Source organism: Priestia sp. D3YE.R1 (genome assembly GCF_049199565.1).
Taxonomy (GTDB): domain Bacteria; phylum Bacillota; class Bacilli; order Bacillales; family Bacillaceae_H; genus Priestia; species Priestia aryabhattai.
The window spans coordinates 607047-627523 of the sequence record NZ_JBLTHW010000002.1; the positions used below are offsets into that span (position 1 = coordinate 607047).

Here is a 20477-nt window from a genome sequence, read left to right on the forward strand (position 1 = left end):
GAAAGAATAATCAGACAGTTATCAACTGCTGTTGCAGCGCCTTGCAGAATGATATGTATTCCAATATTTAGTGGAAAAGCGCCAATAATAATTGTTTCAATTCTTCTTTAGTTTTTACAAAAAAATATAAAAATATGCCGATACTACTAATATAGATTAGACATTCTATGTCTTTAGATTGTATAGGGGATGAAAAAATGAAAAAAGCTTTTCAAAGTTTACGCATGAAAATGCTATGTATGATTGCAGCCATGATGGCCATAACATCTACTGTAATTGAAGTAACAAATTATTATCTTATTGTGAAACAAGAGCAAGCAGCTTCGATTACGCTAGTGATTACATTTCTGTTTGTTTCTTTTACAACTACCGTGTTCTATTTTATCATACGTCGCTACATAATTGCGGTTGAAAATTTGTCAAAAACAATGAAAGGGATTTCAAACGGTGATTTATCTGTAGATGTTGTTCCTTTGAAAGAGAAAAATGAGATTAGTACACTCATATCTTCATTTAATGAAATGATGACTCACATGAGAACGCTGCGTCAGAAAATAAGTAAAACAACGAGCACGGTCAGTCATTCCTCAGAGCAATTGCTTGCAAGCATGGAGGAAACAAAAACAGCTGTAACAGAAGTTACGATGTCTATTCAAGAAATTGCTGCGGGTTCTGATAAGCAGTTGTTAAGTGTGGTTGAAACCGAGCAAGCTATGGTGGATATGGCCAAGCTGCTTCAGAAAATGACTGATCATTCTTCAAAGGTACAACAATCGATGAACAGAGCCTCTGAACATGCTTCTACCGGAAATGTTGCGGTGAAAGAGGTGACGGATCAAATGAATAAAATCTATGAAACAGTTAAGATATCCACTAGTGAAGTAAAGGGGCTCGAAGACCGTTCCACAGAAATTGGCCGCATTATTAATACAATTACAAGAATTGCTGAACAAACAAATCTTCTTGCACTTAATGCTGCTATTGAAGCTGCAAGGGCTGGAGAACATGGGAAAGGTTTTGCTGTAGTAGCAGGGGAAGTACGTAAGCTAGCGGAAGAATCTAAAACGTCCGCTATACAAATCAGTCATCTGTTAAAAGAAATTGAAGCACAGGCAAAGCTGGCTTATCAAAACATGGAAATCAATACGGAAGAAGTCACGCTTGGTATTTCCACTGTCGAAGATGTAACGCAACAGTTTTCCACAATTATGGAAGATGTCTTTGCCGCTCAAGAACAAATGAACAAAATGACAAAGGCAACAGGAGAAATTGATGGGTATTCGTTCAAGGTAATGGAGTCTGTCATGGCCCTTTCGGAGGTTGCTAAACAAGCAGCTGCTTACGCTGAAGAAGTAGCTGCGGCTTCACAAGAGGAGTTAGCATCTATAGAAGAACTTGTGACGTTGGCCGCTAATTTAAAATCTACGGTAAGTGAGTCCTGAAGTCTATCTTGATATGTACGTAATACGCGCAGTTTTCTACGTGTATTTGTTTTATTTATACCCTTTATAGAAAACGATAAATAGAATTGACACGTTATAAAAGCAGCTGTATAGTGAGTACGCAAGGCGGCAGTCTGTCTTTTTTAATTCTTAGTAAACTTATAAGTTAAATAAAATATTTAAGCACTACATAAGGAGACGAAGAGATGAAAAATGAATTCCGTTTGGCAACAAATGAAGACGCAGATAGCTTATTGAACTTAACTCTACAAGCATATAAGCCTATTCGAGAGCTAGGCATTCCTTTCTTAGCAGCTACTGCTGATCTTGCTCTCGTTAAGAAAAATATTTCTCAAAACCTTTGCTATGTATATGAAGAAGAGAAAAGAATCGCTGCTACTGTGTCGATACGAATGCCTTGGGAGAACATCCAGGTCTGTTTGCTGTTCCGCATCTTTGGTGGTTTGCAGTAGACCCGTCGTTTGCCAGGCAAGGCGTTGGATCTAAGCTGCTGCGTCTAGTAGAGGAAGAGGTAATAAAAAATACGTTTAAATCACCAGGTGTGTCTTTAGGAACAGCAAAAGAACATCCTTGGTTAGTTGAAATGTATGAACGAAAAGGATATGTTCAAGCTAAAGAAAAGCACCTTGCAGAAGACTATACGACCGTATTTCTTTATAAAAAACTCAATGAGGTACCCTCTTTATCGTAAAAGATAGAGAAGTTCTCCAAATTAAGAAATGTGAAAGAGTGATAAATATGACAGATCAATTACTACTAAATACGCTGATAGACATACGCCGTGAGCTGCACCGGTTTCCAGAGCTTTCAATGAAAGAATATGAAACAACTAAACGTATTAAAAAGTGGTTAAAGCACTATGATATTTCTATAGCAGATGTATTCCAATTAGACGTAGGAGCAGTAGCGGAAATCGCGGGAGGAAAGCCGGGACCTACTATCGCAATTCGAGCTGATATTGATGCGCTGCCAATTGAAGAAAAAACCAATCTGCCATTTGCATCTAAAGTAAACGGTGTTATGCACGCATGCGGCCATGATTTTCATACGGCTTCTATAATCGGAGCAGCCATTCTTCTTAAAGAACGTCAGCAGGAGCTTTGCGGTACGGTTCGATTTATCTTTCAACCGGCCGAAGAAACGGCTTCCGGGGCAAAAATGCTAGTTGAAAAAGGTGTGCTCGACGGAGTAGAAGCGATATTTGGGATGCATAACAAACCGGATCTTCCTGTAGGAACCATTGGTATCAAATCGGGACCTTTAATGGCAAGTGTTGATCGTTTTGAAATTGACGTCAAAGGAGTAGGAGGTCACGCGGGTATTCCAGAAAAAACAGTAGATCCGATTGCTGCTGCTGGTCAAATCGTGACTAGTTTACAAACCATTGTCAGCCGTAATCTCAGCCCATTTCAAAATGTTGTTGTCAGCATAACTCAAATTCATGGAGGGAGCTCGTGGAACGTCATTCCTGACAAAGTAACGCTTGAAGGAACGGTGCGTACCTTTCAAGAAGAAGCGAGAGAAAAAATACCGGCTCTTATGAAACGAACTGCTGAAGGGATTGGAGCAGCTTTCGGGGCTTCAGTAGACGTTAAATGGTATCCATATCTTCCTGTAGTAAACAATGATGATACGCTGGAAAAACTGGCTATTAACGCTGCAGAGGATCTTAGTTATCAAGTCGTAGAAGCTGAACAATCGCCTGGAGGAGAAGATTTTGCCGTATATCAGCAGCATGTACCAGGATTTTTTGTATGGATGGGTACAGCTGGAGAATATGAATGGCACCATCCTTCTTTTTCATTAAATGAAGAGGCGTTACTTGTAGCAGCTTCTTATTTTGCTAATCTAAGTTTTCATTTTTTGAATTCATTCCATTACCCGAAAAATTAAAATATTTTTATTTTTCTATTTACGCGGATGAAATTGTTTGATAAAATAAATTTTAAATTAAAAAGTTATCACGAGTGGACGAGAGATCTGGCTCTTTGACTCCACAGCAACCTACGAATGTAAGGTGCTCCTACCAGCAAAGCATGTGCTTTGGGTGATAAAACGGGTGAAAAACTCATTTTGCATCAAAGCAAAATGAGTTTTTTTTATTTTTCTAAAAGGAGAGGGTTTTATGAGTCATACAGCAGTAGCAGCACATACAGGAGAGAAAGCATTAAAGGAAGCCGTGAAATTATTAGGAAAGCATTATGAAGTAGCTTATCGTGAATTAGAAACATTTTACGAAATTGTGGTCGAAAACCAAGTTCGTACATATGCTGTAGGCATAGATATTAAAGATGTACAAAAAGCAAATGAACTAGAAATTTATTCATCATGCTGTTCCAAGCTTGAGCGAGTAGGCTGTCTGTTATAGAAGTCTTCTCGCGCCTCTATTTTTAAAGTGTTTTTAAATAGAAAGCATGTTTTTTGACAATCGAAGAATCTGGTGGGTATAATCATTACTCACTAAGTTTTAAAATTAATCATAAATTGTCGAAATTTTTACACAAATTAAAGGTTACATTCGAAATGAATTGTGGTATGTTATAAAACAAGAATATTTTATGAAAGGAGCATTGAAATGGAAATGTCTCTTGAACATGGGAACGATGCAGGAAGCGAACAGCTTATTGATCGTATCCTAGACTTTTTAGAAGATGACGAAAAGTAAAAAAAGAGTGTGCGGTGCTAGCCCTAGCCGCGCACTCTTTTTTTATCATGTGCGTCAAGGCAGCGCATACTATGATACATAGGGATAGAATGAAAGGGTCTCTGTCAAAGGGATTGACGAATCGTTTTGTTTGATGGAAAATTTAGAAAAAGGAAAGAGATGAAGGGTATGTCGAACAAAACATCTTTGTATCAAACAAAAGAACAGTTAAAGAAGCTTGTAAGCGAATTGGTTTCTATACCTAGCGTGACAGGAACGATGGCAGAAGTGGAAATGGCTGAATCGATAGCGTCTTATTTATTGAAGCTGCCTTACTTTCACAAAAACGAGCAAGTCGAGCTTCATTCAACAGGAGATGGGCGATCGATTGTCACAGCTTTTGTTGAAGGGAAAAATAAGAATAAAACAGTTGTATTAGTAAGTCATTACGATGTAGTGGATGTACAAGATTATGGACAGTGGAAAAAGGATGCTTTTCACGCTGATACGTTAACGAGTACTTTTTATAACCATATGGAACAAGTTCCGGCGCACGTACAAAAAGATATGATAAAAGGAGACTGGCTTTTTGGCCGAGGAACGATGGACATGAAAGCAGGCATTGCCCTGCATATCAGTATGATTGAACGAGCATGCAACGGGGAGTTTGACGGAAACATCCTGCTGCTGTCAGTGCCAGATGAAGAAGTAAATTCGCTCGGAATGAGAAAAGCAGTGCCTGTTCTTTTAGAACTTGCGCGCAAACATCAGCTGGATTTTTCTCTCATGCTAAATGCAGAACCAGTGTTCAGCCGCTATCCTGGAGATCAAACGAATTATGTGTACTCAGGATCGATTGGCAAGATCATGCCAAGCTTCTTGTGTTATGGAAAAGAAACTCACGTAGGGGAACCGCTAGCTGGTTTGAATGCTAATTTACTAGCTTCTTATTTAACAAAAGAAATAGAATTAAACGTTGATTTTTGCGAAAAAGTAAGAGATGAAACGAGTCCACCTCCTACGGTGCTGATACAAAAAGATTTAAAAGAAGAGTATTCAGTTCAAGTTCCGCACTCTGCCGTTGTATTGTTTAATTTATTTATGTTAAACCGCTCTCTTAAAGAGGTGACAGATCTGCTGTTGAAATCGGCTCACAAAGCGGCTTTGAATGTAAAAAAACATTATAATAAAGCCGCTAGGCAGTATGCTGCGGGAATGGAGGGTTCATCTCTTGAAGTGAACGTATGGACGTATGAAGAACTTTATACTCATGCAGTCAAACAGCACGGTGAAAAATATGTGCAAGAAATGGAAGAAGCACTTTTGGCACAAGAAGATGATGACAGAAATAAAACCATTAAATTAGTAAACACTTTAGCTGGTTTATGTAAAGAAGCAGCTCCGATGATGGTCTTATTTTTTACCCCGCCTTTTTATCCGGCCGTTTGTTCACATGATGATCCGTTTGTACAAGGGATTTTGTCAAACGTACAGGAAACTGCCAAAGAGCAATTTCAGGTGGAGCTAGTTGAACAAAGTTATTTTGGGGGAATTTCGGATTTAAGCTATGCCAGCCTGCAGCATCCGCTTCATACATTTAACACGTTAGTAGCAAACATGCCGCTATGGAATAAAGGGTATCATATCCCGCTAGAAGAGCTAGAGGAGCTGAAGATGCCGGTGCTGAATATTGGACCGCTGGGAAGAGATGCGCACCAATGGACCGAAAGATTAGACGTTCAGTATTCCTTTGAAATTTTGCCTCACTTCATTTATCAAGCTATAAAAGAAGCACAGAAATAAACATCCGCTTGCGGATGTTTATTTGTTGAATTTAAAAGAAGCTCCTTGTACGGTAATTTGTTGCGATGTTAGAGCGTGATCCAATTCAACCAAAAATGGACGTTCTCCAACTTTTTTTAATGTATCATGGACAACGCCATGTGTTCCGCTACAAAAGATAAGGTTTCCTCCATTGATATATAGTTTTTGGCAACGTGCATCAAGTAAAGAGTCTTTGTAGCTTTCGCCAGACTGAACGCCCAGCAGTTTCGTCCACTTGCTGATGGATTTTTCGAGGTTATGTACAGCACAGTAAATATTTTTTAGCTGCAGCTGACCAGCTTGGTGGGAAGAAAGAGCAGCTAGCTTTGGTTTGCGTTTTTCTTCTGGTTCACCCCATTCAATAAAAAAAGGAAGAGGCAAGGAATCGTGGTCAGCTTCAATAAAACACATTTTCCATTGAAGTTTTTCTCCATCAGTGGTTTGACGAGAACCCGCTACAGGACCTTTTACAGCGTAGCTTTTGCTTTGCAGCTCTTTTATCAGCAAATCCATATCATCTGTACGAAGGGCAAATCGGCCAAAATGACCAAACGGCGTATGTTCGTTAACAAGCTGCTGAATAAGATCATTATCTGTAACTGTTTGAGCTAATGCGATATCTCTGAGTCCAAGCCACTCAATATAGCTCAGCTGAAAATATGCCAACGTGTTAAAAGTACCCCATTTTTCATGGGTACCGCCTTTAATAACATTTATTCCGTATTCGTTTAGTTCTTTCTGAGCTTTGATAGGATCAGGTGAAAAATGAACAAGGTGATCAAAAGATAGGCGCATGGATAGTCCTCCTTTTAAGAGAGAGTCTTTCCTATTATTATACTTTGTTTTCTCCTTCAAGAAGAATGAAACGAATAATTATGTAAAATAAAAAAAACAGAAATCGTTAAAAAAAGCAAGCCGCGTATGTTTTAAACTCGACTTGCTTTAGATTTATTTAGCGGCGACAGCCATGCCCTTTAAAGCAGCAGCCAAATGATTTATTAAACCATGGATATGAGCAGCAAGGTGAACCGCAGCGACAGCGGCGACGGCTAGAACGGCGAGTAGAACGACGAGTAGAACGGCGAGTAGTGCGGCGAGTAGAACGGCGAGTAGTGCGGCGAGTAGAACGACGAGTAGAACGGCGAGTAGTGCGGCGAGTAGAACGGCGAGTAGTGCGGCGAGTAGTGCGGCGAGTAGAACGGCGAGTAGTGCGGCGAGTAGTGCGGCGAGTAGAACGGCGAGTAGTGCGGCGAGTAGAACGGCGAGTAGTGCGGCGAGTAGTGCGGCGAGTAGTGCGGCGAGTAGAACGGCGAGTAGTGCGGCGAGTAGAACGGCGAGTAGTGCGGCGAGTAGTGCGGCGAGTAGAACGGCGAGTAGTGCGGCGAGTAGAACGACGACGAGAGCGTCTGTGAAGAGCAGTTGGCTCTTGGTACATAAATGTTTCAAGCTCAGTAGAAGCAAGCGCTTCTGTTGCTTCTCTAATTCTTTCAGCAGTGATATGCATATAAACACCTCCTGGCTAATTCGGTACATAATACAATATGTACAAGGAAGGCGTTTGGATATAGTGAAAACATGGAATTTGTCTAAATTTGTGAAAGAAATGGAGTGTTCTTCATGCTTCAAACCCTCGAACATCAAAGAGTGGATATCGCTCTTCAAATAGTAGCTGTGCAAGTAGAAGCTTATCAAGAAGAAGCTAGGATCATTGGTTTTTCAGATATTCCTCAGCTTACAGAAAGCAAAGAGGATATTATGAAAAGCAAGGAAGTGTTTATCGGAGAAATAATTGAAGGTAAGCTAGCAGGCGTGCTGTCGTTTGAAAAAGAAAATGAGCGATTAACGATTTGCCGCCTCGTTGTGCGTCCTCGGTACTTTCGAAAAGGAATTGGAAGCCGTCTTTTAATACATGTATTTCAAAGATATTCAAAATGTGAATATATCGTGTCGACAGCCGAACGAAATACACCTGCTATTAAGCTGTACGAAGCTCATCGGTTTTCCATTATAAAACGCACTGCAGCTGCTGATAATCTTGTGTTAGTAACGATGAAAAGAGATTGAGACATAACGAAATCAATTCAATCTAAAGATGAACAAATGGGATACATGAAACCTACGTTTACCATACCAATGAAAAGATCCGAACGCGTTGGATTCTTTATCAAGAATCTCGATTCATCGTTCGGATCTTCCTTTAACTAAAATACTTCTGTACCAGCCTCTACGATGACAGTGTTTGCTCAGAATAATCTAGAGCTGTATGGCGCTGAATCAGCAGTAAAGCAGCTAAAGTGACAACTGCTCCTATAATAAAAGGCAGCGTCATATTGAGTTTAAAGGCAAATGCACCAAGCAGAGGGCCAAAAATACGCCCTAAGCTATCCATTGAAGCAGTTAGCCCAGAAGCAGAGCCATATCCTACTTTGGTTCTCATCGTAATTAAAGAGAGGACACAAGGACGAATAAGGGCATTTCCTGCTGTAAATATGCACAGAAATAAGGTAGCGTTAGCGGCACTAGAAGATAACAAAATAGACGTGAATCCTATTGCTGAAACCAACAAGCCAATGGCCATCAGCTTTTTTTCATTTCCTTTTTTAAATCGCTGCAGCACACCGCCTTGAATCAGCGCTTGAGTTAAACCGCTCGCCATAAACATCCATCCAATTGTCGTAGGAGTAGCATTAATTTTCGCTATTTGAAAAAATTGAAAAGTAGCTTCTAATCCAGCGAGCGTAAAAGTTGCTAAAAATGAAAGAACATATAAATACTTCATAGCTCCTTGAAAATCTGACGTGAAGTCATGCCATCTGGATGTCTGTACTTTGGCAGCAGATTCTTTTCGTAAAGATTCTTTTAACGTAAAGAATGAGAACGCTGTCATAATCAGTGACAAGATACCAGAGATAACGAAGGGAACAAACAAGCCGAAAGATGAAAGGACACCGCCTAATGCCGGTCCAAAAATAAAGCCTAAGCCAATCGACATTCCTAACAGTCCCATTGCTTTCGTGCGGTTTTCTTCATCTGTACTATCAGAAGCGTATGCAAAAGCACAAGGAATAACAGCTCCTGCAAACAAACCTCCGATGATGCGTGACGTATACATTAAAGTCAGAGAGTTTTCTGCCACCGAAAAAAGAAAAAAGCTTGCGCTAAAGCCAAGTAAGCCCCAAAGTAAGATGGGACGGCGGCCTTTTATATCGGAAAGCTTTCCCCAAAAAGGTGCGGTAATAAAAGATGCGATCGAATAGCTAGCCATGAGTATCCCTAAATTGACCGTGCTTGCACCCGTGGCACGAATAACTTCAGGTACGATGGGGATGATCACTCCGAAGCCGACAAATACCATAAAAATAACAAACATTAACGTTCCAAGCTGTTTGTTCATATGCAATTAAGCCCCTTTCTCTGTAGAACATGCCGTGAGTTTAGTATACCAAATACAAAGACGTTTTTTACGTATATTTGGTAAAAAGCGTTTTATTTACAAATGGATAACTATGTTAATATTTACCTGTTGCGCTGAAGCTGATACAATTAAAAAAAAGGGGCGTGAAGCGATTGCCAATATGGATTGTATTTGCTGGGGTTATAGGCGGTCTTTTAGGGTTTGGGGCGCTAGTGGATTATATAGCTAAAAAGAGAAGTATCGAGCTAGATCCAGAAGGAGGGATCAAGAATGCTTCTGACGCAGAACAAATCTATGTGGAAAATTATCTTTATTAAACAAAAGAAAATAACAATCACTTTCAATAAAAAAAGCTTGGAGACGAATCTCCAAGCTTTTTTAATGCGGTAAAAAGATGAGCTGATAGAGAAATAAAATAGCAAAGACATACACAAGCGGATGAACTTGTTTGCCTTTTCCCTTTACCAGCTTCATTAACGGATAAGAAATGAAGCCAAGGGCAATTCCTGTTGCAATACTGGATGTAAGAGGCATTGCTAGAACAACTAAAAAGGCAGGGAACGCTTCATCAAAGTCATTCCAATTAATTTTAGCTACAGCACCCATCATCAAGCTTCCGACAATAATTAATGCAGGTGAAGTAATAGCTGCTACGCCAGAAACCGAGCTTACAACCGGACTAAAGAATGCTGCAACAATAAATAGAATGGCTACCGTCACGCCCGTTAGACCTGTACGTCCGCCTGCTGCTACACCAGATGAAGATTCAACGTAAGCCGTTGTTGGGCTTGTACCAAATAAAGCTCCAATCGTTGTACCAAATGAGTCAGCAAGCAATGCTTGACGCACGCGAGGCATCTTATTACCTTTCATAAGACCGGCCTGTTGAGCTACACCTACCATTGTACCTGTTGTATCAAAAATTGTCACAAGTAAGAAAGAAAAAACAACTGTGTACAAATCATGGTGAATAACATCTCCAAAAGCAGCAAAAGGATTTGAAATCATTAAGCCGTCTGGAAGGTGAGGGGAAGCAAACAAACCTTTATCAAATGAAAGCTGTCCTCTAAAGAAAGCAATTAATCCGGTAATAATCATACCGAAGAATAAAGCGCCGTTTACATTTAGCGTATATAAAATGATTGTAATCGCAAGTCCGATCAGTGTTAAAACTACTTTTTCAGGCTGCAAATCACCAAGTCCAATTAAATTTGATTTATTTGCAACAATAATACCGGCTGAACGAAGTCCGATAAAAGCAATAAATAAACCGATACCAGCACTGATCGCGTGCTTTAAATTGCTTGGAATAGCTTCAATTAATTTTTCACGAAATGATGTTAACGATAGGATGATAAAGATAATACCCGCTACGAATACAGCTGAAAAAGCAGTAGCATAGTCGATACTTCCATTTGAACCAACAACTAAAGCAGCAAAGTATGCGTTCATTCCCATACCGGGAGCAATAGCAATTGGATAGTTAGCTGCAAGAGCCATCCATAGCGTAGCTACGACTGCTGAAATAATAGTAGCTGTAAATACTTGATCAAAAGGAACGCCGGCGCTGGACAAAATAACTGGGTTTACAATGACGATATAAATCATGGTTAAAAACGTTGTAATACCAGCTAAAATCTCCGTTTTAGCATCCGTGTTATATTCTTTTAACTTAAACATAAGTAACCTCCAAAAATAACGAACATTAAAAGCAACATGATATATAATATTCGTTTTTTACTTGAAATGCAATAGATTTGCATATAAAAAATCAAAAACTAAAAAAGTGACGATAAAAGAGCTAAAACAAGTGTGAAATATTTCTTTTTTTCGGTGCTTTTTATAGTGTGCGCGTATAGAAGAGGCTCATACGAAAAAAAGCCGCTTGGGCTATAGCGGCTATGTTGCTTGTTTTGAGGTAACGACTATCGGAAATTTTATTTTAATGGAAAGAGTTAAATCGTGATACGTATATTCCAAGCGTCCGTGGTAGTTAGAAACAAGTTCAGAAATGATCCACGTGCCAAGGCCTTCGTGGCGTTCTTTCTTTTCTGTCACATGAAAAGAAGTAAACAAGTGATCTTGACGCTCTCGTGATAAAGGAGCGGTAGAATTGCTGACTTCTAAAATGTAAATGCCACTTCGAATCATACTCGAAACGGTTATCTCTTTTTTCTCAGAAGAATGAGCAGCTTCTAAAGCATTATGCAGTAAATTCATGATGAGATTCATTTGGTCAAGGTGCTTTAAAGGCAGCTGTGATAACGGTGAATCTAATTGAACATTCATATGTATTCCCCACGTATGTGCTTGATTTTTGCTTTGATGTACAACAGAAGCTACGTGCGAATGTTCACCTTGAATATATGAATGGGTATCATTCAAAGCTTCAACGTAATCTTGAATATACTCTTGTGCCTGCTGTCTTTGATTTGTTTCTAGAAGATAGGATACGGCGCTGACATGTTTAATAAAATCATGTCTTTCAGCTCTTAATGCTTGAAAAAGCTCATTGTTTTTTTGAATTTCACGTGAAGCACTGCTTTCCCGGTTGGTTACGAATATGTATTGTTGATAAGACGAAAACATGTCGGTCATGCAACAAATCATTGCGATAACGGTTAGCCCAATACTAAAAGGTGAAGATAGGCTAAATAAAAGCAGGAAAAAAGACGTCAGTACGATTGCTTTTTTTATCGTTAGTGAAGGAGCCGTTTGATATTTCTTTCCCCATATAAAAAATGAACCAATTATAAAAGAACTAAATAGGAGATGTAAGCTAACAGGCAGGTCTTTAAAAAAGAGGAGCACGAAAACAGTTAGTAAAACTAGTGTGTAAAATAGTTTCATTTTAAATAGTTCCTCCTTTAAAAGTATTCTTTTTGCAAGATGTCTAAATTTGTTTTCGTGATTAAAGCTGTTTTTTCGGTGCTTTGAAACATCACTGAGTATGAGTGCTTAGTATACAGGGAGAAATTTTGAATATAGGAAATATTGATAATAAAAGCTCGATGAGACCTTAGAAAATGACTCGCTGTTAATTCTTTTTCAATTTCGTTTAACGATTGATACGTACTAAACTCTCCATTTGTCGTTATGATGGTGGTAGATCGACCCGTTCGTTCTGCAAATATAATATCTTGTTTGCTCAGCACTTGCATTTCGGTTTTTTGTTTTAAAATAAGCTTATCTCTTGTGTTATTTGATTGTTTTTTTTGATGAAAACGCTGAATGCCTTTTAACAGACGCTCTTTAGAATATGGCTTCATAATGTAGTCTAAAACGTTGAGTTCAAACGCATGAACGGCAAAGCCGCTGTGCCCAGTGACAAAGATGACTTGAATATCAAGTGCGTAAGCATTGATAAAGTCTGCAAGCTCATAACCTGATAGCTTCGGCATTTCAATATCTGTAATTAATAAATCAATTTCATTTTTTTTAATTTCGTTATAAGCTTCCTCCGCGCTGCTAGTCGAAAAAAGTATGTCTATATCATCTTCTCTTTCTAAAGAAATCCTCAATTTCTCTAAATCATATGAATGATCATCCACTAATCCTACCTTCATAAATAAAAACCCTCTTTGTTTCATTCTATTGGATATTACCACACTATTTTACCATGATTTACAAGATAGGAAGGACGTTTCGCGACATAAAAAACCCTCTTTATGACAAGATGGAAGATGCTGTATAAAAAATAAGCTAAGATATAGTCAATCACAGTAAAAGGGGAGAGCGGATATGATTGAAATCAAAGGTGTGACGAAATATTTTAAAGAGAAAAAGCAAACAATTGCAGCTGTTCAAGATATTCATGTAACCATCGCACAAGGAGAAATTGTAGGACTATTAGGTGAAAATGGAGCGGGGAAAACAACTCTTTTACGTATGCTGTCGACTGTACTTGAACCATCGGAAGGTAATATGTTCATTCACGGAATTAACATTCATAAACAGCCTGATAAAATAAAGCAAAAAATCGGCGTGCTTTTTGGCGGTGAAACAGGTTTATACGACCGTTTGACAGCTCGTGAAAACTTAGCTTATTTTGCTAAGTTTTATGGAATGAGCAAACATGAAACAAAGATAAGGATTGAGGAACTGGCCAAACGTTTTGGAATGAAAGACTACTTGGACCGCCGCGTCGGAGGCTTTTCAAAAGGAATGCGTCAAAAAGTAGCCATTGCACGCACTATTCTTCATAACCCGGACGTTATCCTATTTGATGAACCGACTACAGGATTAGACATTACATCAGCAAACATGTTTCGCGAGCTTATTAAAAGTCTGCAAAGAGAAGGAAAAACGATTATTTTTTCCAGTCACATTATGGAAGAAGTAGAGATGCTGTGTCAGTCGATCATCATGATTCATAAAGGGAAAATGATTTATCAAGGAACAAACGAACAGCTGTATAAAGAAGAAGAAAGCACAGATTTAAACTACATCTTCATGTCCCGTATCGTGAGGGGGGCTTAATATGATTTGGCACATCTATAAAAAAGAGTTGATTGATTGTTTTCGAGACCGCAAAACCATTATTTTTAGCGTGTTGATTCCCATTTTATTAAATGTAGGAATTATCCTTTTTGTAGACAAAATGATGGCCAGTGATCAAACAGATTCCATGTCGGTAGCTGTTACAAAAGGTTCTGATGCCAGTGTAATCGACTGGCTAAAAAACGATGACAGTATCAAAGTAATTGAAAGCAAAAATCCACTCAGCGCTGTAGAAGAAGGAAACGCATTAGCGGCTTTAAAGCTGTCGGACAATTTTTCTTCAGAAGTGCTTAACATGAAATCGCCAGAAGTTACTATTTATACGGATGAGGCGAGCATGAACTCAAGTGCTACAGCGGAGTATATACAAAATATCTTGAATAAACATCGAGAAGCCATAGTCAGCGAACGCTTAAATCAATTAAATGTAAATAGCCAAACCGTTGCCCCATTTAATGTAATTGAAAAAGGATTATCTAAAGACGATGACGGTTCTTTAACAATGATTGCGATGTTTGCGCCAATGATTATCATTATGGGCGTTTTGGGGGGGATTCTTCCTTCAGCAAATGATATTTTTGCAGGTGAAAAAGAACGGAAGACGATGGAAGCTCTATTGATGTCTCCTGTAAAACGAACGCAATTATTGATTGGGAAATGGCTTACAATCTCGACATTTGGTATACTGAGCGGTCTTTTGTCCACATTTACATTTGTTCTGTCTGTACGTTATTTAACAACCGCATTAAATGATGCACTGCAGCTCAACGGTCATTTTATAACCTTTATCTTCTCGTTTTTAGTCACCCTTACCCTGCTAGCACTGCTAGGAGCTATGGTATTATGCATTCTTAGCCTTTTGGCGAATTCGGTTAAAGAAGCGCAGAGCTATACATCTCAAATTATGATGGTAGCCATGCTTCCATACTTTTTACTAATAGGGAAATCCGTACACGAGCTGGACTCAAGCGTATTTTTAATTCCTATTTATAACGTATTTGCACTTATGAAACAACTTCTCTACGGTGTCTACGACATGCAGAGTCTTGTCTATACAATAGGAAGCTTGTCGATTTGTACAGTTGTTTTATTTGTCCTTGGTCATACGATGTTTACGAAAAGCCGCTGGGTGCTTGGTAAAGGTTAAGAGATTGGGCAAAAGTAGTTTAGTTGAAGGAAAGTCCGAACGAGTGATCGTTCGGTTTTTTTTATTGAAATGGTGAACGTAGGTTTCAAGTATGCAGTTAGTTGCTTCTAGCTGTTGATTGGAGGGAAAGACGGAGACTCTTGCGGGAAAAGCGGAACAGGTGAGACCCACAGGAGCGGAAGCGACGAGGAGGCTTACCGTCCGCCCGCGGAAAGCGAAGTCTTGCACGGAAAGCAACAGTGGTATAACAAGCAGTCCAGCTCATGTATCCCATTTATCGGTCTCTAGATTGAAGTGATCTCGTTATGTCTCAGCCTTTTTTTGTAGAGAAATAGAAATTAAAAGAGAATGTAGAAAGAAAGGAAAGGAGAGTGAGACAGCTGCAGCCTATTATAGTAGAAGAAATTCCTCATTCTATAAAAAAATATGTAAAGCAAAGCGAAAAAGTGACGTTTCCAAAGCAAGTGTGGACATCGGATGTCGGTATTCTTCATACCGCTAAAGGGAGATATGTTTTAAAGCGAGCAAAAGGGGAAAAGTACAGAAAATGGTTATTTAAGGAATATTATGTATTAAAAAATATAAAAACGCTGGAGAAATTTCGAAGTCCGAATGCTTACGAGTTTGTTCAACCCCCAGAACAAAGCTGGCTGCTGCTAGAATTTTTTGAAGGAAAGACGGTAAGAGAGTATTTAGAGAAAGAAGATAATGAAAAAAAGCGCGAGCACATTGTCTATGAAATGGGGCGTCTTTACAGGTAAAGAGCGCGCGGCTTTTTTAAGGGATATGGCAAGGGGATTCCACAGGGCGAATTTTGTTATTTTGCAGAAGGTTTGTACGAGTTTTCTTAAGGAATAATGACATCATTTTCTTCATTTGTTGAACGTCCACTTTCTTTGACGAATTCATACTAGTTTTGTCACGTATGAAGGGATTTAAAAATTTCTCTCGAAATGGCTAGTAAATGAAAAAAATGGAGGGATGGAACATGATGATGAAAACAGTAGATGTGGCAAAGTCGCTGGGAATACATCCAAGTACGGTATTAAAGTGGGTCAAAATGGCGGATATCGAGCTAGAGAGAAATGAATCGGGACACTGTGAGTTTACAGAAGAAAATATTGAAGCACTTAGAAACTTTCAAAAAAACCGCAATCGTCAAGCCGTCGTCAAAGTGGTAGAAAAAGTAGTAGAAAAAGAGGAAGTCGTTATATCTGATGAACGTGCACAAGATATGCAAAAGCAGCTTGATCAGCTTTTTTTAAGACTGATTGAAAATGAAAAGCGTACAGAAGAAAAAGCGGGAGAAGTAGTAACCTTTCAAATTTTAGAGCATCGTTCAGAAATCGATCGATTAAATAAAGTTATTACGAAATTAGAAAATCGCGTAGTGGAACTTGAAAGTCAGTTAAAAAGTGAAGACAGCTTAAAAGGTAAAAAGCCTGTTCCGAGATGGAGAAGCTTTTTAACCGGTATTTTTAGCTACTAGCAGCGATTTACCATAACGGTAAATCGCTTTTTTTATGGAATTTTATGAAAAATACATCAATTCGTACAGGTTTGTGGAAAAAAATCTCAATAATAGTTGACGAAACGCTTAGTAATTTGATAAAACTAATTAAGTTAAGAAAGTGAAATACTTTCGTAAATACATATTCGTTATCATGCGATAGCGTTAAGGAGAGTGACATGTGAAAAAAAGAGAAGAGCTCGTTCAAGAAATGGAGACGCTGTTTCGCTTTGTGTTCAGACAGCTTCGCCAAGAAATTAATGAAGTATACAATTCAGAGCTATCAACAAATGAATTTATGGTGCTTCGCATGCTGGTTGATTCCGGGAGGCAGCGATCAACTGATTTATCCAAGTATCTTCAAGTGTCAGCAAGCCACATTACGGCGGTAACCGACTTGCTTTTGTCAAAAGGCTACATTGCACGCAAACGGTCTGAAAATGATCGACGTATTATTGATATTGAACTGACCAAGGAAGGACAGGATATTTTTAATGTGATTCAACAAAAAAAACGAGCGTATTTCCTTGAGCGTTTTGAGCACTTTACAGATAAAGAAATTGAAACGGTGAATAAACTGTTTCACAAAATTAAAGGTGATCAAAAATAAAGCGCTTTAAATGCGGGAAAATAATCAGTGGATACGGCCTTCACTGGTTATTTTTTTTGCTCAAAACGGAAAGAGTACAAGAAGCAAGTTAGTTGGTGAGAACATCAAATCAGCGTATAATAATAGAAAGAACACATGAAGGAGGTCATCTTTTTGACAGAACAATATGAAGTAGCAACTTTTGCCGGCGGCTGTTTTTGGTGTATGGTGAAGCCCTTTGATGAACAGCCAGGCATTATAAAAGTTGTATCTGGCTATACAGGCGGTCACAAAGAGAACCCGACGTACAAAGAAGTATGCTCAGAAACAACGGGCCACTATGAAGCGGTCCAAATTACATTTGACCCAGAAGTTTTTCCATATGAAAAGCTTTTAGAACTATACTGGCCTCAAATTGATCCAACGGATGCAGGCGGACAATTTGCGGATCGAGGCGATTCATATCGAACAGCTATCTTTTATCACAATGAACACCAAAAGGCACTAGCTGAAGAATCGAAGCAACAATTAGAAGCAAGCGGTCGTTTTTCTGAGCCGATTGCTACACAAATTCTACCGGCAAAACCGTTTTATGAAGCGGAAGAATACCATCAAGGTTACTATAAGAAAAATAAATTCCGCTATGCGATGTATCGACGAGGATCTGGACGTGATCGTTTTATTAAAGAAAACTGGAAAGACTTTGGCCGTGATGAGCAGCTGAAAACGACATTAACGCCTATTCAATATGAAGTTACTCAAAATGACGCAACGGAACCTCCGTTTCGCAATGAATTTTGGGATCATACAGAAGATGGTATTTATGTAGATATCGTATCAGGAGAGCCGTTGTTTAGTTCAACTGATAAATATGATGCTGGATGCGGATGGCCGTCTTTCACAAAAGCGATTAATAAAGATGAAGTAAAAGAAAATATGGACGTTAGTCATAATATGGTTCGTACAGAAGTACGAAGCAAAACGGCTAACTCTCATTTAGGTCATTTATTTGATGATGGTCCGCAAGATGCAGGCGGCCTGCGCTACTGCATCAACTCAGCAGCTCTTCGCTTTGTTCCGAAGGAAGATTTAGAAAAAGAAGGATACGGGGAATACGCTGTTTTATTTAACAAATAAAACAATATGAAAAAAAGAGCGTGATTCAACTTAAAGTTGGCTCACGCTCTTCTTTTTGTGCTTTCTTTTGTTTTATTTTGGCTCGAATGAGGCTATAGAGAAAAAGGAAAGGAATGTAGCCATAAATAAAGTAAAAGCCGGTCATGGATAATCGTGTATTAAGATGATCGATGGTTTCTCGATCATCAAAGAAAATAGAAAAACCAAGAAGGGCAATAAGAACTAATATGAGAAAAATCGTAGGCGGCTTATTAAATGTTTTACTAAATCCACGAATTGTACACCATACGCTGACAGCAATAGTAGGAAGAACGACTAAAAGCCACAGAGAAATTAAAATATATTCAAAACGCTGTAAAAATGGAATTTCAATAATTTTAGCCATCGTTAAAGTTGGCCAGATGGTATGGCCTAACTGTCCTTGACTAAAGTAAGCAAATGATACTAATGCCGTGCACAAATATAAAAAAGTACTGAACAAAACGCCATATTGCCCCCACTTCTGACTAGTAGCGCCATTTTTTATAAATGGATAGAAAAAAAGCACGGATTCAAATCCCAAATTCTCAAAGGTCATCATTTTAGTTGAAATTAAAAATTCCCATATTGTGTGGTCAAATAAAGGAAATAAATTATTAAGATGCCCATACTTTAACGGATAGAGTAAGGCAAATACAAGCGGCAAGGGAAGCATGACCCCAAAAAAGGCAATTCCAGTAATCACACGGAACCCACCGGAAACTGTGTAGTAAATAATAGGTAAGTAAACGAGTGATACAATCCATGTTTCTAACTGCGGAAACATCCATATTTGTAAAATCTCTACATACGTTCGGTAAATGGTTAACGCAAAAATAAAATAATAAGCTGATGCCGCAAGAGTTAAAGCACCTCCAAGATACTTTCCAAAATATAGCCGGTGAATATCAACGATATCACTGTTTTCACGGGTTAAGATATTAAAAATCATTGCTAATAAAATACAGGTGCTGATCGCTGCAAGGATGACAGATATCCATGCTTCATATCCGGCACCTTTAATAATATAACGCTGAAATCCTAGTATTCCAACGCCAATCTGAGTAGAGTGGACTAAGAAAAAAAGAAAAGAAGGGGAAACTTGGTTTTCTTCTTTAATTGTATTGTGCATCTTTTCTTCCTCCTAGTTGCTAATACCGGTTTGAATAAGGTGAACGCGAGCTTTTACTTCAATATTCATATCCGGATATTGCGCTTTGAATTTTTCACTGTTAAACCCTCGCGTTTTACTTCGAACATAATCTGTAAAACAAATGGGGTCGATTTTGTGCCTCTGAAGCTTCTTAATAAAGGCATCCCCATCTTTTTCAATATCTTTTTGAAGCGTTTTTTCAACCATTTTAATACGAGTCGGGTCTGTTAAATCTATCCATCCAGGAAACTCTTTTACAAGTCCATCGATAGTTAAGTGTGCAACAATACTTGGATGTTGATGATTTCCTTTAATTTCATACTTTGTTTTGGTGCGCAAGTTTTGCAGTATAATTTCGCCTTTACGGTCATTTTCTTTAATTGTTACTGAGTAGCGGCCGTGCTTTGTTCCGCTTGTTAGCAGCTTAAATAAAAACGTTTCTTTCATTCCGATGGTTGTAACGACTTTTTGTTGTTTAAAAAGCGCTAGACCCTTTAATTTAATAGCATCTTTTTCTTGGGCTAAAACGGGAAGATACGGATCACGGTCATCGCTAAAAAAACTGAATAAAAAAATTTGTAAATTAGTGTTAGGCAAATTTTCTGTGCGGATATTTTGTTCGATTAAATTAGAAATAAACTGATAGTCCTTAATTTTCTTTTTTGTAACAGAACTCAATAATTCATGTGCGTTGCCATCTACAATGCTTAATTTAATATTACGTCCAAGGTCTGGATTTCTAGCAATTGTATTTACTAATTCATCCACGCCGTGTGTTGCAAATTCTTTTCCCATGACAATGCTCCTCAGCTGCCCAAAAGCGACCGGAAGAGATGATTTATTGTTTAAGCGGAGTGGAATATCAAATGATGAATTAGCAGTAGCCGCAATAATACTAGGTTCTTCCGTTGGCCCGTACTTATAGATAGGGTATAAAATAGTTCCTCTGACTTTATTGCTTTGAGGAATATAATCATATCCTATGGAGTTAACTACTTGAATTTCGTCAATTGTTTCACGGTCTGCACAGCTCGTTAAAAAAGTAAGGCAAGTGCATAAAATAAGTATTCTCTTCAT

General features: G+C 38.6%; 21 protein-coding genes, 1 pseudogene and 1 riboswitch. Of the genes and pseudogenes, 14 read left to right on the forward strand and 8 right to left on the reverse strand.

Annotated elements, in window-relative coordinates; all coding sequences use genetic code 11:
• The first annotated feature begins 197 nt into the window (after positions 1-197).
• The 5 genes and pseudogenes from ACOZIR_RS15280 (at position 198) to ACOZIR_RS15300 (ending at position 5910) form a co-directional block, all read left to right on the forward strand.
• Complete coding sequence (locus ACOZIR_RS15280; RefSeq protein WP_421535705.1) at positions 198-1442, forward strand: methyl-accepting chemotaxis protein; 1245 nt, start codon at positions 198-200, stop codon at positions 1440-1442.
• A 206-nt stretch (positions 1443-1648) separates the two neighbouring features.
• Positions 1649-2154, forward strand: a pseudogene (locus tag ACOZIR_RS15285) (GNAT family N-acetyltransferase).
• Between the two features lie 47 nt (positions 2155-2201).
• Positions 2202-3356 (forward strand): M20 peptidase aminoacylase family protein, encoded by a 1155-nt coding sequence (locus ACOZIR_RS15290; RefSeq protein WP_045293043.1) that lies wholly within the window; start codon positions 2202-2204, stop codon positions 3354-3356.
• Between the two features lie 62 nt (positions 3357-3418).
• A riboswitch (SAM riboswitch) is annotated at positions 3419-3520 on the forward strand.
• Positions 3521-3588: 68 nt separating this feature from the next.
• The gene (locus tag ACOZIR_RS15295; RefSeq protein ID WP_045293042.1) at positions 3589-3831 is read left to right on the forward strand and encodes a hypothetical protein; all 243 of its coding nucleotides are present in this window, start codon (positions 3589-3591) and stop codon (positions 3829-3831) included.
• A 465-nt stretch (positions 3832-4296) separates the two neighbouring features.
• Entirely contained in the window at positions 4297-5910 is a 1614-nt protein-coding gene (locus ACOZIR_RS15300; protein ID WP_045293041.1) for a M20/M25/M40 family metallo-hydrolase, read from the forward strand.
• A gap of 18 nt (positions 5911-5928) precedes the next feature.
• Here the strand turns inward: ACOZIR_RS15300 and ACOZIR_RS15305 are convergent, their stop codons facing one another.
• Together ACOZIR_RS15305 and ACOZIR_RS15310 are read right to left on the reverse strand one after the other, a co-directional pair.
• Positions 5929-6726: a VOC family protein gene (locus tag ACOZIR_RS15305; RefSeq protein WP_045293040.1), complete on the reverse strand. Its 798-nt coding sequence runs from the start codon at positions 6724-6726 to the stop codon at positions 5929-5931.
• A 157-nt stretch (positions 6727-6883) separates the two neighbouring features.
• Positions 6884-7435: a CotG/ExsB N-terminal domain-containing protein gene (locus ACOZIR_RS15310; RefSeq protein WP_421535706.1), complete on the reverse strand. Its 552-nt coding sequence runs from the start codon at positions 7433-7435 to the stop codon at positions 6884-6886.
• Positions 7436-7548: 113 nt separating this feature from the next.
• Here ACOZIR_RS15310 and ACOZIR_RS15315 point away from each other — a divergent pair, with 113 nt between their 5' ends.
• The gene (locus ACOZIR_RS15315) at positions 7549-7995 is read left to right on the forward strand and encodes a GNAT family N-acetyltransferase (protein ID WP_045293039.1); all 447 of its coding nucleotides are present in this window, start codon (positions 7549-7551) and stop codon (positions 7993-7995) included.
• 160 nt (positions 7996-8155) lie between these two features.
• Here ACOZIR_RS15315 and ACOZIR_RS15320 read toward each other — a convergent pair whose 3' ends face one another.
• Complete coding sequence (locus ACOZIR_RS15320; protein ID WP_045293038.1) at positions 8156-9325, reverse strand: MFS transporter; 1170 nt, start codon at positions 9323-9325, stop codon at positions 8156-8158.
• 173 nt (positions 9326-9498) lie between these two features.
• Here ACOZIR_RS15320 and ACOZIR_RS15325 point away from each other — a divergent pair, with 173 nt between their 5' ends.
• On the forward strand, positions 9499-9663 hold the full coding sequence (locus ACOZIR_RS15325; RefSeq protein WP_169746670.1) for a hypothetical protein: 165 nt from the start codon (positions 9499-9501) through the stop codon (positions 9661-9663).
• Between the two features lie 61 nt (positions 9664-9724).
• Here the strand turns inward: ACOZIR_RS15325 and ACOZIR_RS15330 are convergent, their stop codons facing one another.
• The 3 genes from ACOZIR_RS15330 to ACOZIR_RS15340 form a co-directional block, all read right to left on the reverse strand.
• Positions 9725-11026: an NCS2 family permease gene (locus ACOZIR_RS15330; RefSeq protein WP_421535707.1), complete on the reverse strand. Its 1302-nt coding sequence runs from the start codon at positions 11024-11026 to the stop codon at positions 9725-9727.
• 219 nt (positions 11027-11245) lie between these two features.
• On the reverse strand, positions 11246-12196 hold the full coding sequence (locus tag ACOZIR_RS15335; protein ID WP_045293036.1) for a sensor histidine kinase: 951 nt from the start codon (positions 12194-12196) through the stop codon (positions 11246-11248).
• A 17-nt stretch (positions 12197-12213) separates the two neighbouring features.
• Positions 12214-12912: a LytTR family DNA-binding domain-containing protein gene (locus ACOZIR_RS15340; RefSeq protein ID WP_310878197.1), complete on the reverse strand. Its 699-nt coding sequence runs from the start codon at positions 12910-12912 to the stop codon at positions 12214-12216.
• A 175-nt stretch (positions 12913-13087) separates the two neighbouring features.
• On the opposite strand from ACOZIR_RS15340, the gene ACOZIR_RS15345 reads away from it, so the two are divergent.
• The 7 genes from ACOZIR_RS15345 (at position 13088) to msrA (ending at position 18229) form a co-directional block, all read left to right on the forward strand.
• Positions 13088-13825: an ATP-binding cassette domain-containing protein gene (locus tag ACOZIR_RS15345; protein WP_045293032.1), complete on the forward strand. Its 738-nt coding sequence runs from the start codon at positions 13088-13090 to the stop codon at positions 13823-13825.
• A gap of 1 nt (position 13826) precedes the next feature.
• A complete protein-coding gene (locus tag ACOZIR_RS15350; protein WP_045293030.1) occupies positions 13827-14993 on the forward strand; it encodes an ABC transporter permease in 1167 nt (388 codons plus the stop codon).
• A 114-nt stretch (positions 14994-15107) separates the two neighbouring features.
• A complete protein-coding gene (locus ACOZIR_RS15355; RefSeq protein ID WP_169746669.1) occupies positions 15108-15281 on the forward strand; it encodes a hypothetical protein in 174 nt (57 codons plus the stop codon).
• Between the two features lie 83 nt (positions 15282-15364).
• Positions 15365-15754: a hypothetical protein gene (locus tag ACOZIR_RS15360; RefSeq protein ID WP_052942402.1), complete on the forward strand. Its 390-nt coding sequence runs from the start codon at positions 15365-15367 to the stop codon at positions 15752-15754.
• Between the two features lie 227 nt (positions 15755-15981).
• A complete protein-coding gene (locus tag ACOZIR_RS15365) occupies positions 15982-16482 on the forward strand; it encodes a MerR family transcriptional regulator (RefSeq protein WP_045293029.1) in 501 nt (166 codons plus the stop codon).
• Positions 16483-16684: 202 nt separating this feature from the next.
• Entirely contained in the window at positions 16685-17113 is a 429-nt protein-coding gene (locus ACOZIR_RS15370) for a MarR family winged helix-turn-helix transcriptional regulator (protein WP_045293027.1), read from the forward strand.
• A 153-nt stretch (positions 17114-17266) separates the two neighbouring features.
• Positions 17267-18229, forward strand: coding sequence for a peptide-methionine (S)-S-oxide reductase MsrA (gene msrA, locus ACOZIR_RS15375; RefSeq protein WP_080754393.1), 963 nt, complete (start codon positions 17267-17269; stop codon positions 18227-18229).
• Positions 18230-18254: 25 nt separating this feature from the next.
• Here the strand turns inward: msrA and ACOZIR_RS15380 are convergent, their stop codons facing one another.
• Entirely contained in the window at positions 18255-19379 is a 1125-nt protein-coding gene (locus ACOZIR_RS15380; protein WP_045293025.1) for a GerAB/ArcD/ProY family transporter, read from the reverse strand.
• A 12-nt stretch (positions 19380-19391) separates the two neighbouring features.
• Positions 19392-20477, reverse strand: coding sequence for a Ger(x)C family spore germination protein (locus ACOZIR_RS15385; protein WP_045293023.1), 1086 nt, complete (start codon positions 20475-20477; stop codon positions 19392-19394).

Excerpts from the sequence above, each read along its gene's own strand:
- ACOZIR_RS15295 (WP_045293042.1), top strand. The coding sequence starts at position 3,589 with ATGAGTCATACAGCAGTAGCAGCACATACAGGAGAGAAAGCATTAAAG.
- ACOZIR_RS15280 (WP_421535705.1), top strand. The coding sequence starts at position 198 with ATGAAAAAAGCTTTTCAAAGTTTACGCATGAAAATGCTATGTATGATT.
- ACOZIR_RS15300 (WP_045293041.1), top strand. The coding sequence starts at position 4,297 with ATGTCGAACAAAACATCTTTGTATCAAACAAAAGAACAGTTAAAGAAG.
- ACOZIR_RS15350 (WP_045293030.1), top strand. The coding sequence starts at position 13,827 with ATGATTTGGCACATCTATAAAAAAGAGTTGATTGATTGTTTTCGAGAC.
- ACOZIR_RS15290 (WP_045293043.1), top strand. The coding sequence starts at position 2,202 with ATGACAGATCAATTACTACTAAATACGCTGATAGACATACGCCGTGAG.
- ACOZIR_RS15340 (WP_310878197.1), bottom strand. The coding sequence starts at position 12,912 with ATGAAGGTAGGATTAGTGGATGATCATTCATATGATTTAGAGAAATTG.
- ACOZIR_RS15310 (WP_421535706.1), bottom strand. The coding sequence starts at position 7,435 with ATGCATATCACTGCTGAAAGAATTAGAGAAGCAACAGAAGCGCTTGCT.
- ACOZIR_RS15320 (WP_045293038.1), bottom strand. The coding sequence starts at position 9,325 with ATGAACAAACAGCTTGGAACGTTAATGTTTGTTATTTTTATGGTATTT.
- ACOZIR_RS15345 (WP_045293032.1), top strand. The coding sequence starts at position 13,088 with ATGATTGAAATCAAAGGTGTGACGAAATATTTTAAAGAGAAAAAGCAA.
- ACOZIR_RS15330 (WP_421535707.1), bottom strand. The coding sequence starts at position 11,026 with ATGTTTAAGTTAAAAGAATATAACACGGATGCTAAAACGGAGATTTTA.
- ACOZIR_RS15335 (WP_045293036.1), bottom strand. The coding sequence starts at position 12,196 with ATGAAACTATTTTACACACTAGTTTTACTAACTGTTTTCGTGCTCCTC.
- ACOZIR_RS15380 (WP_045293025.1), bottom strand. The coding sequence starts at position 19,379 with ATGCACAATACAATTAAAGAAGAAAACCAAGTTTCCCCTTCTTTTCTT.
- ACOZIR_RS15365 (WP_045293029.1), top strand. The coding sequence starts at position 15,982 with ATGATGATGAAAACAGTAGATGTGGCAAAGTCGCTGGGAATACATCCA.
- ACOZIR_RS15305 (WP_045293040.1), bottom strand. The coding sequence starts at position 6,726 with ATGCGCCTATCTTTTGATCACCTTGTTCATTTTTCACCTGATCCTATC.
- ACOZIR_RS15315 (WP_045293039.1), top strand. The coding sequence starts at position 7,549 with ATGCTTCAAACCCTCGAACATCAAAGAGTGGATATCGCTCTTCAAATA.
- ACOZIR_RS15385 (WP_045293023.1), bottom strand. The coding sequence starts at position 20,477 with ATGAAGAGAATACTTATTTTATGCACTTGCCTTACTTTTTTAACGAGC.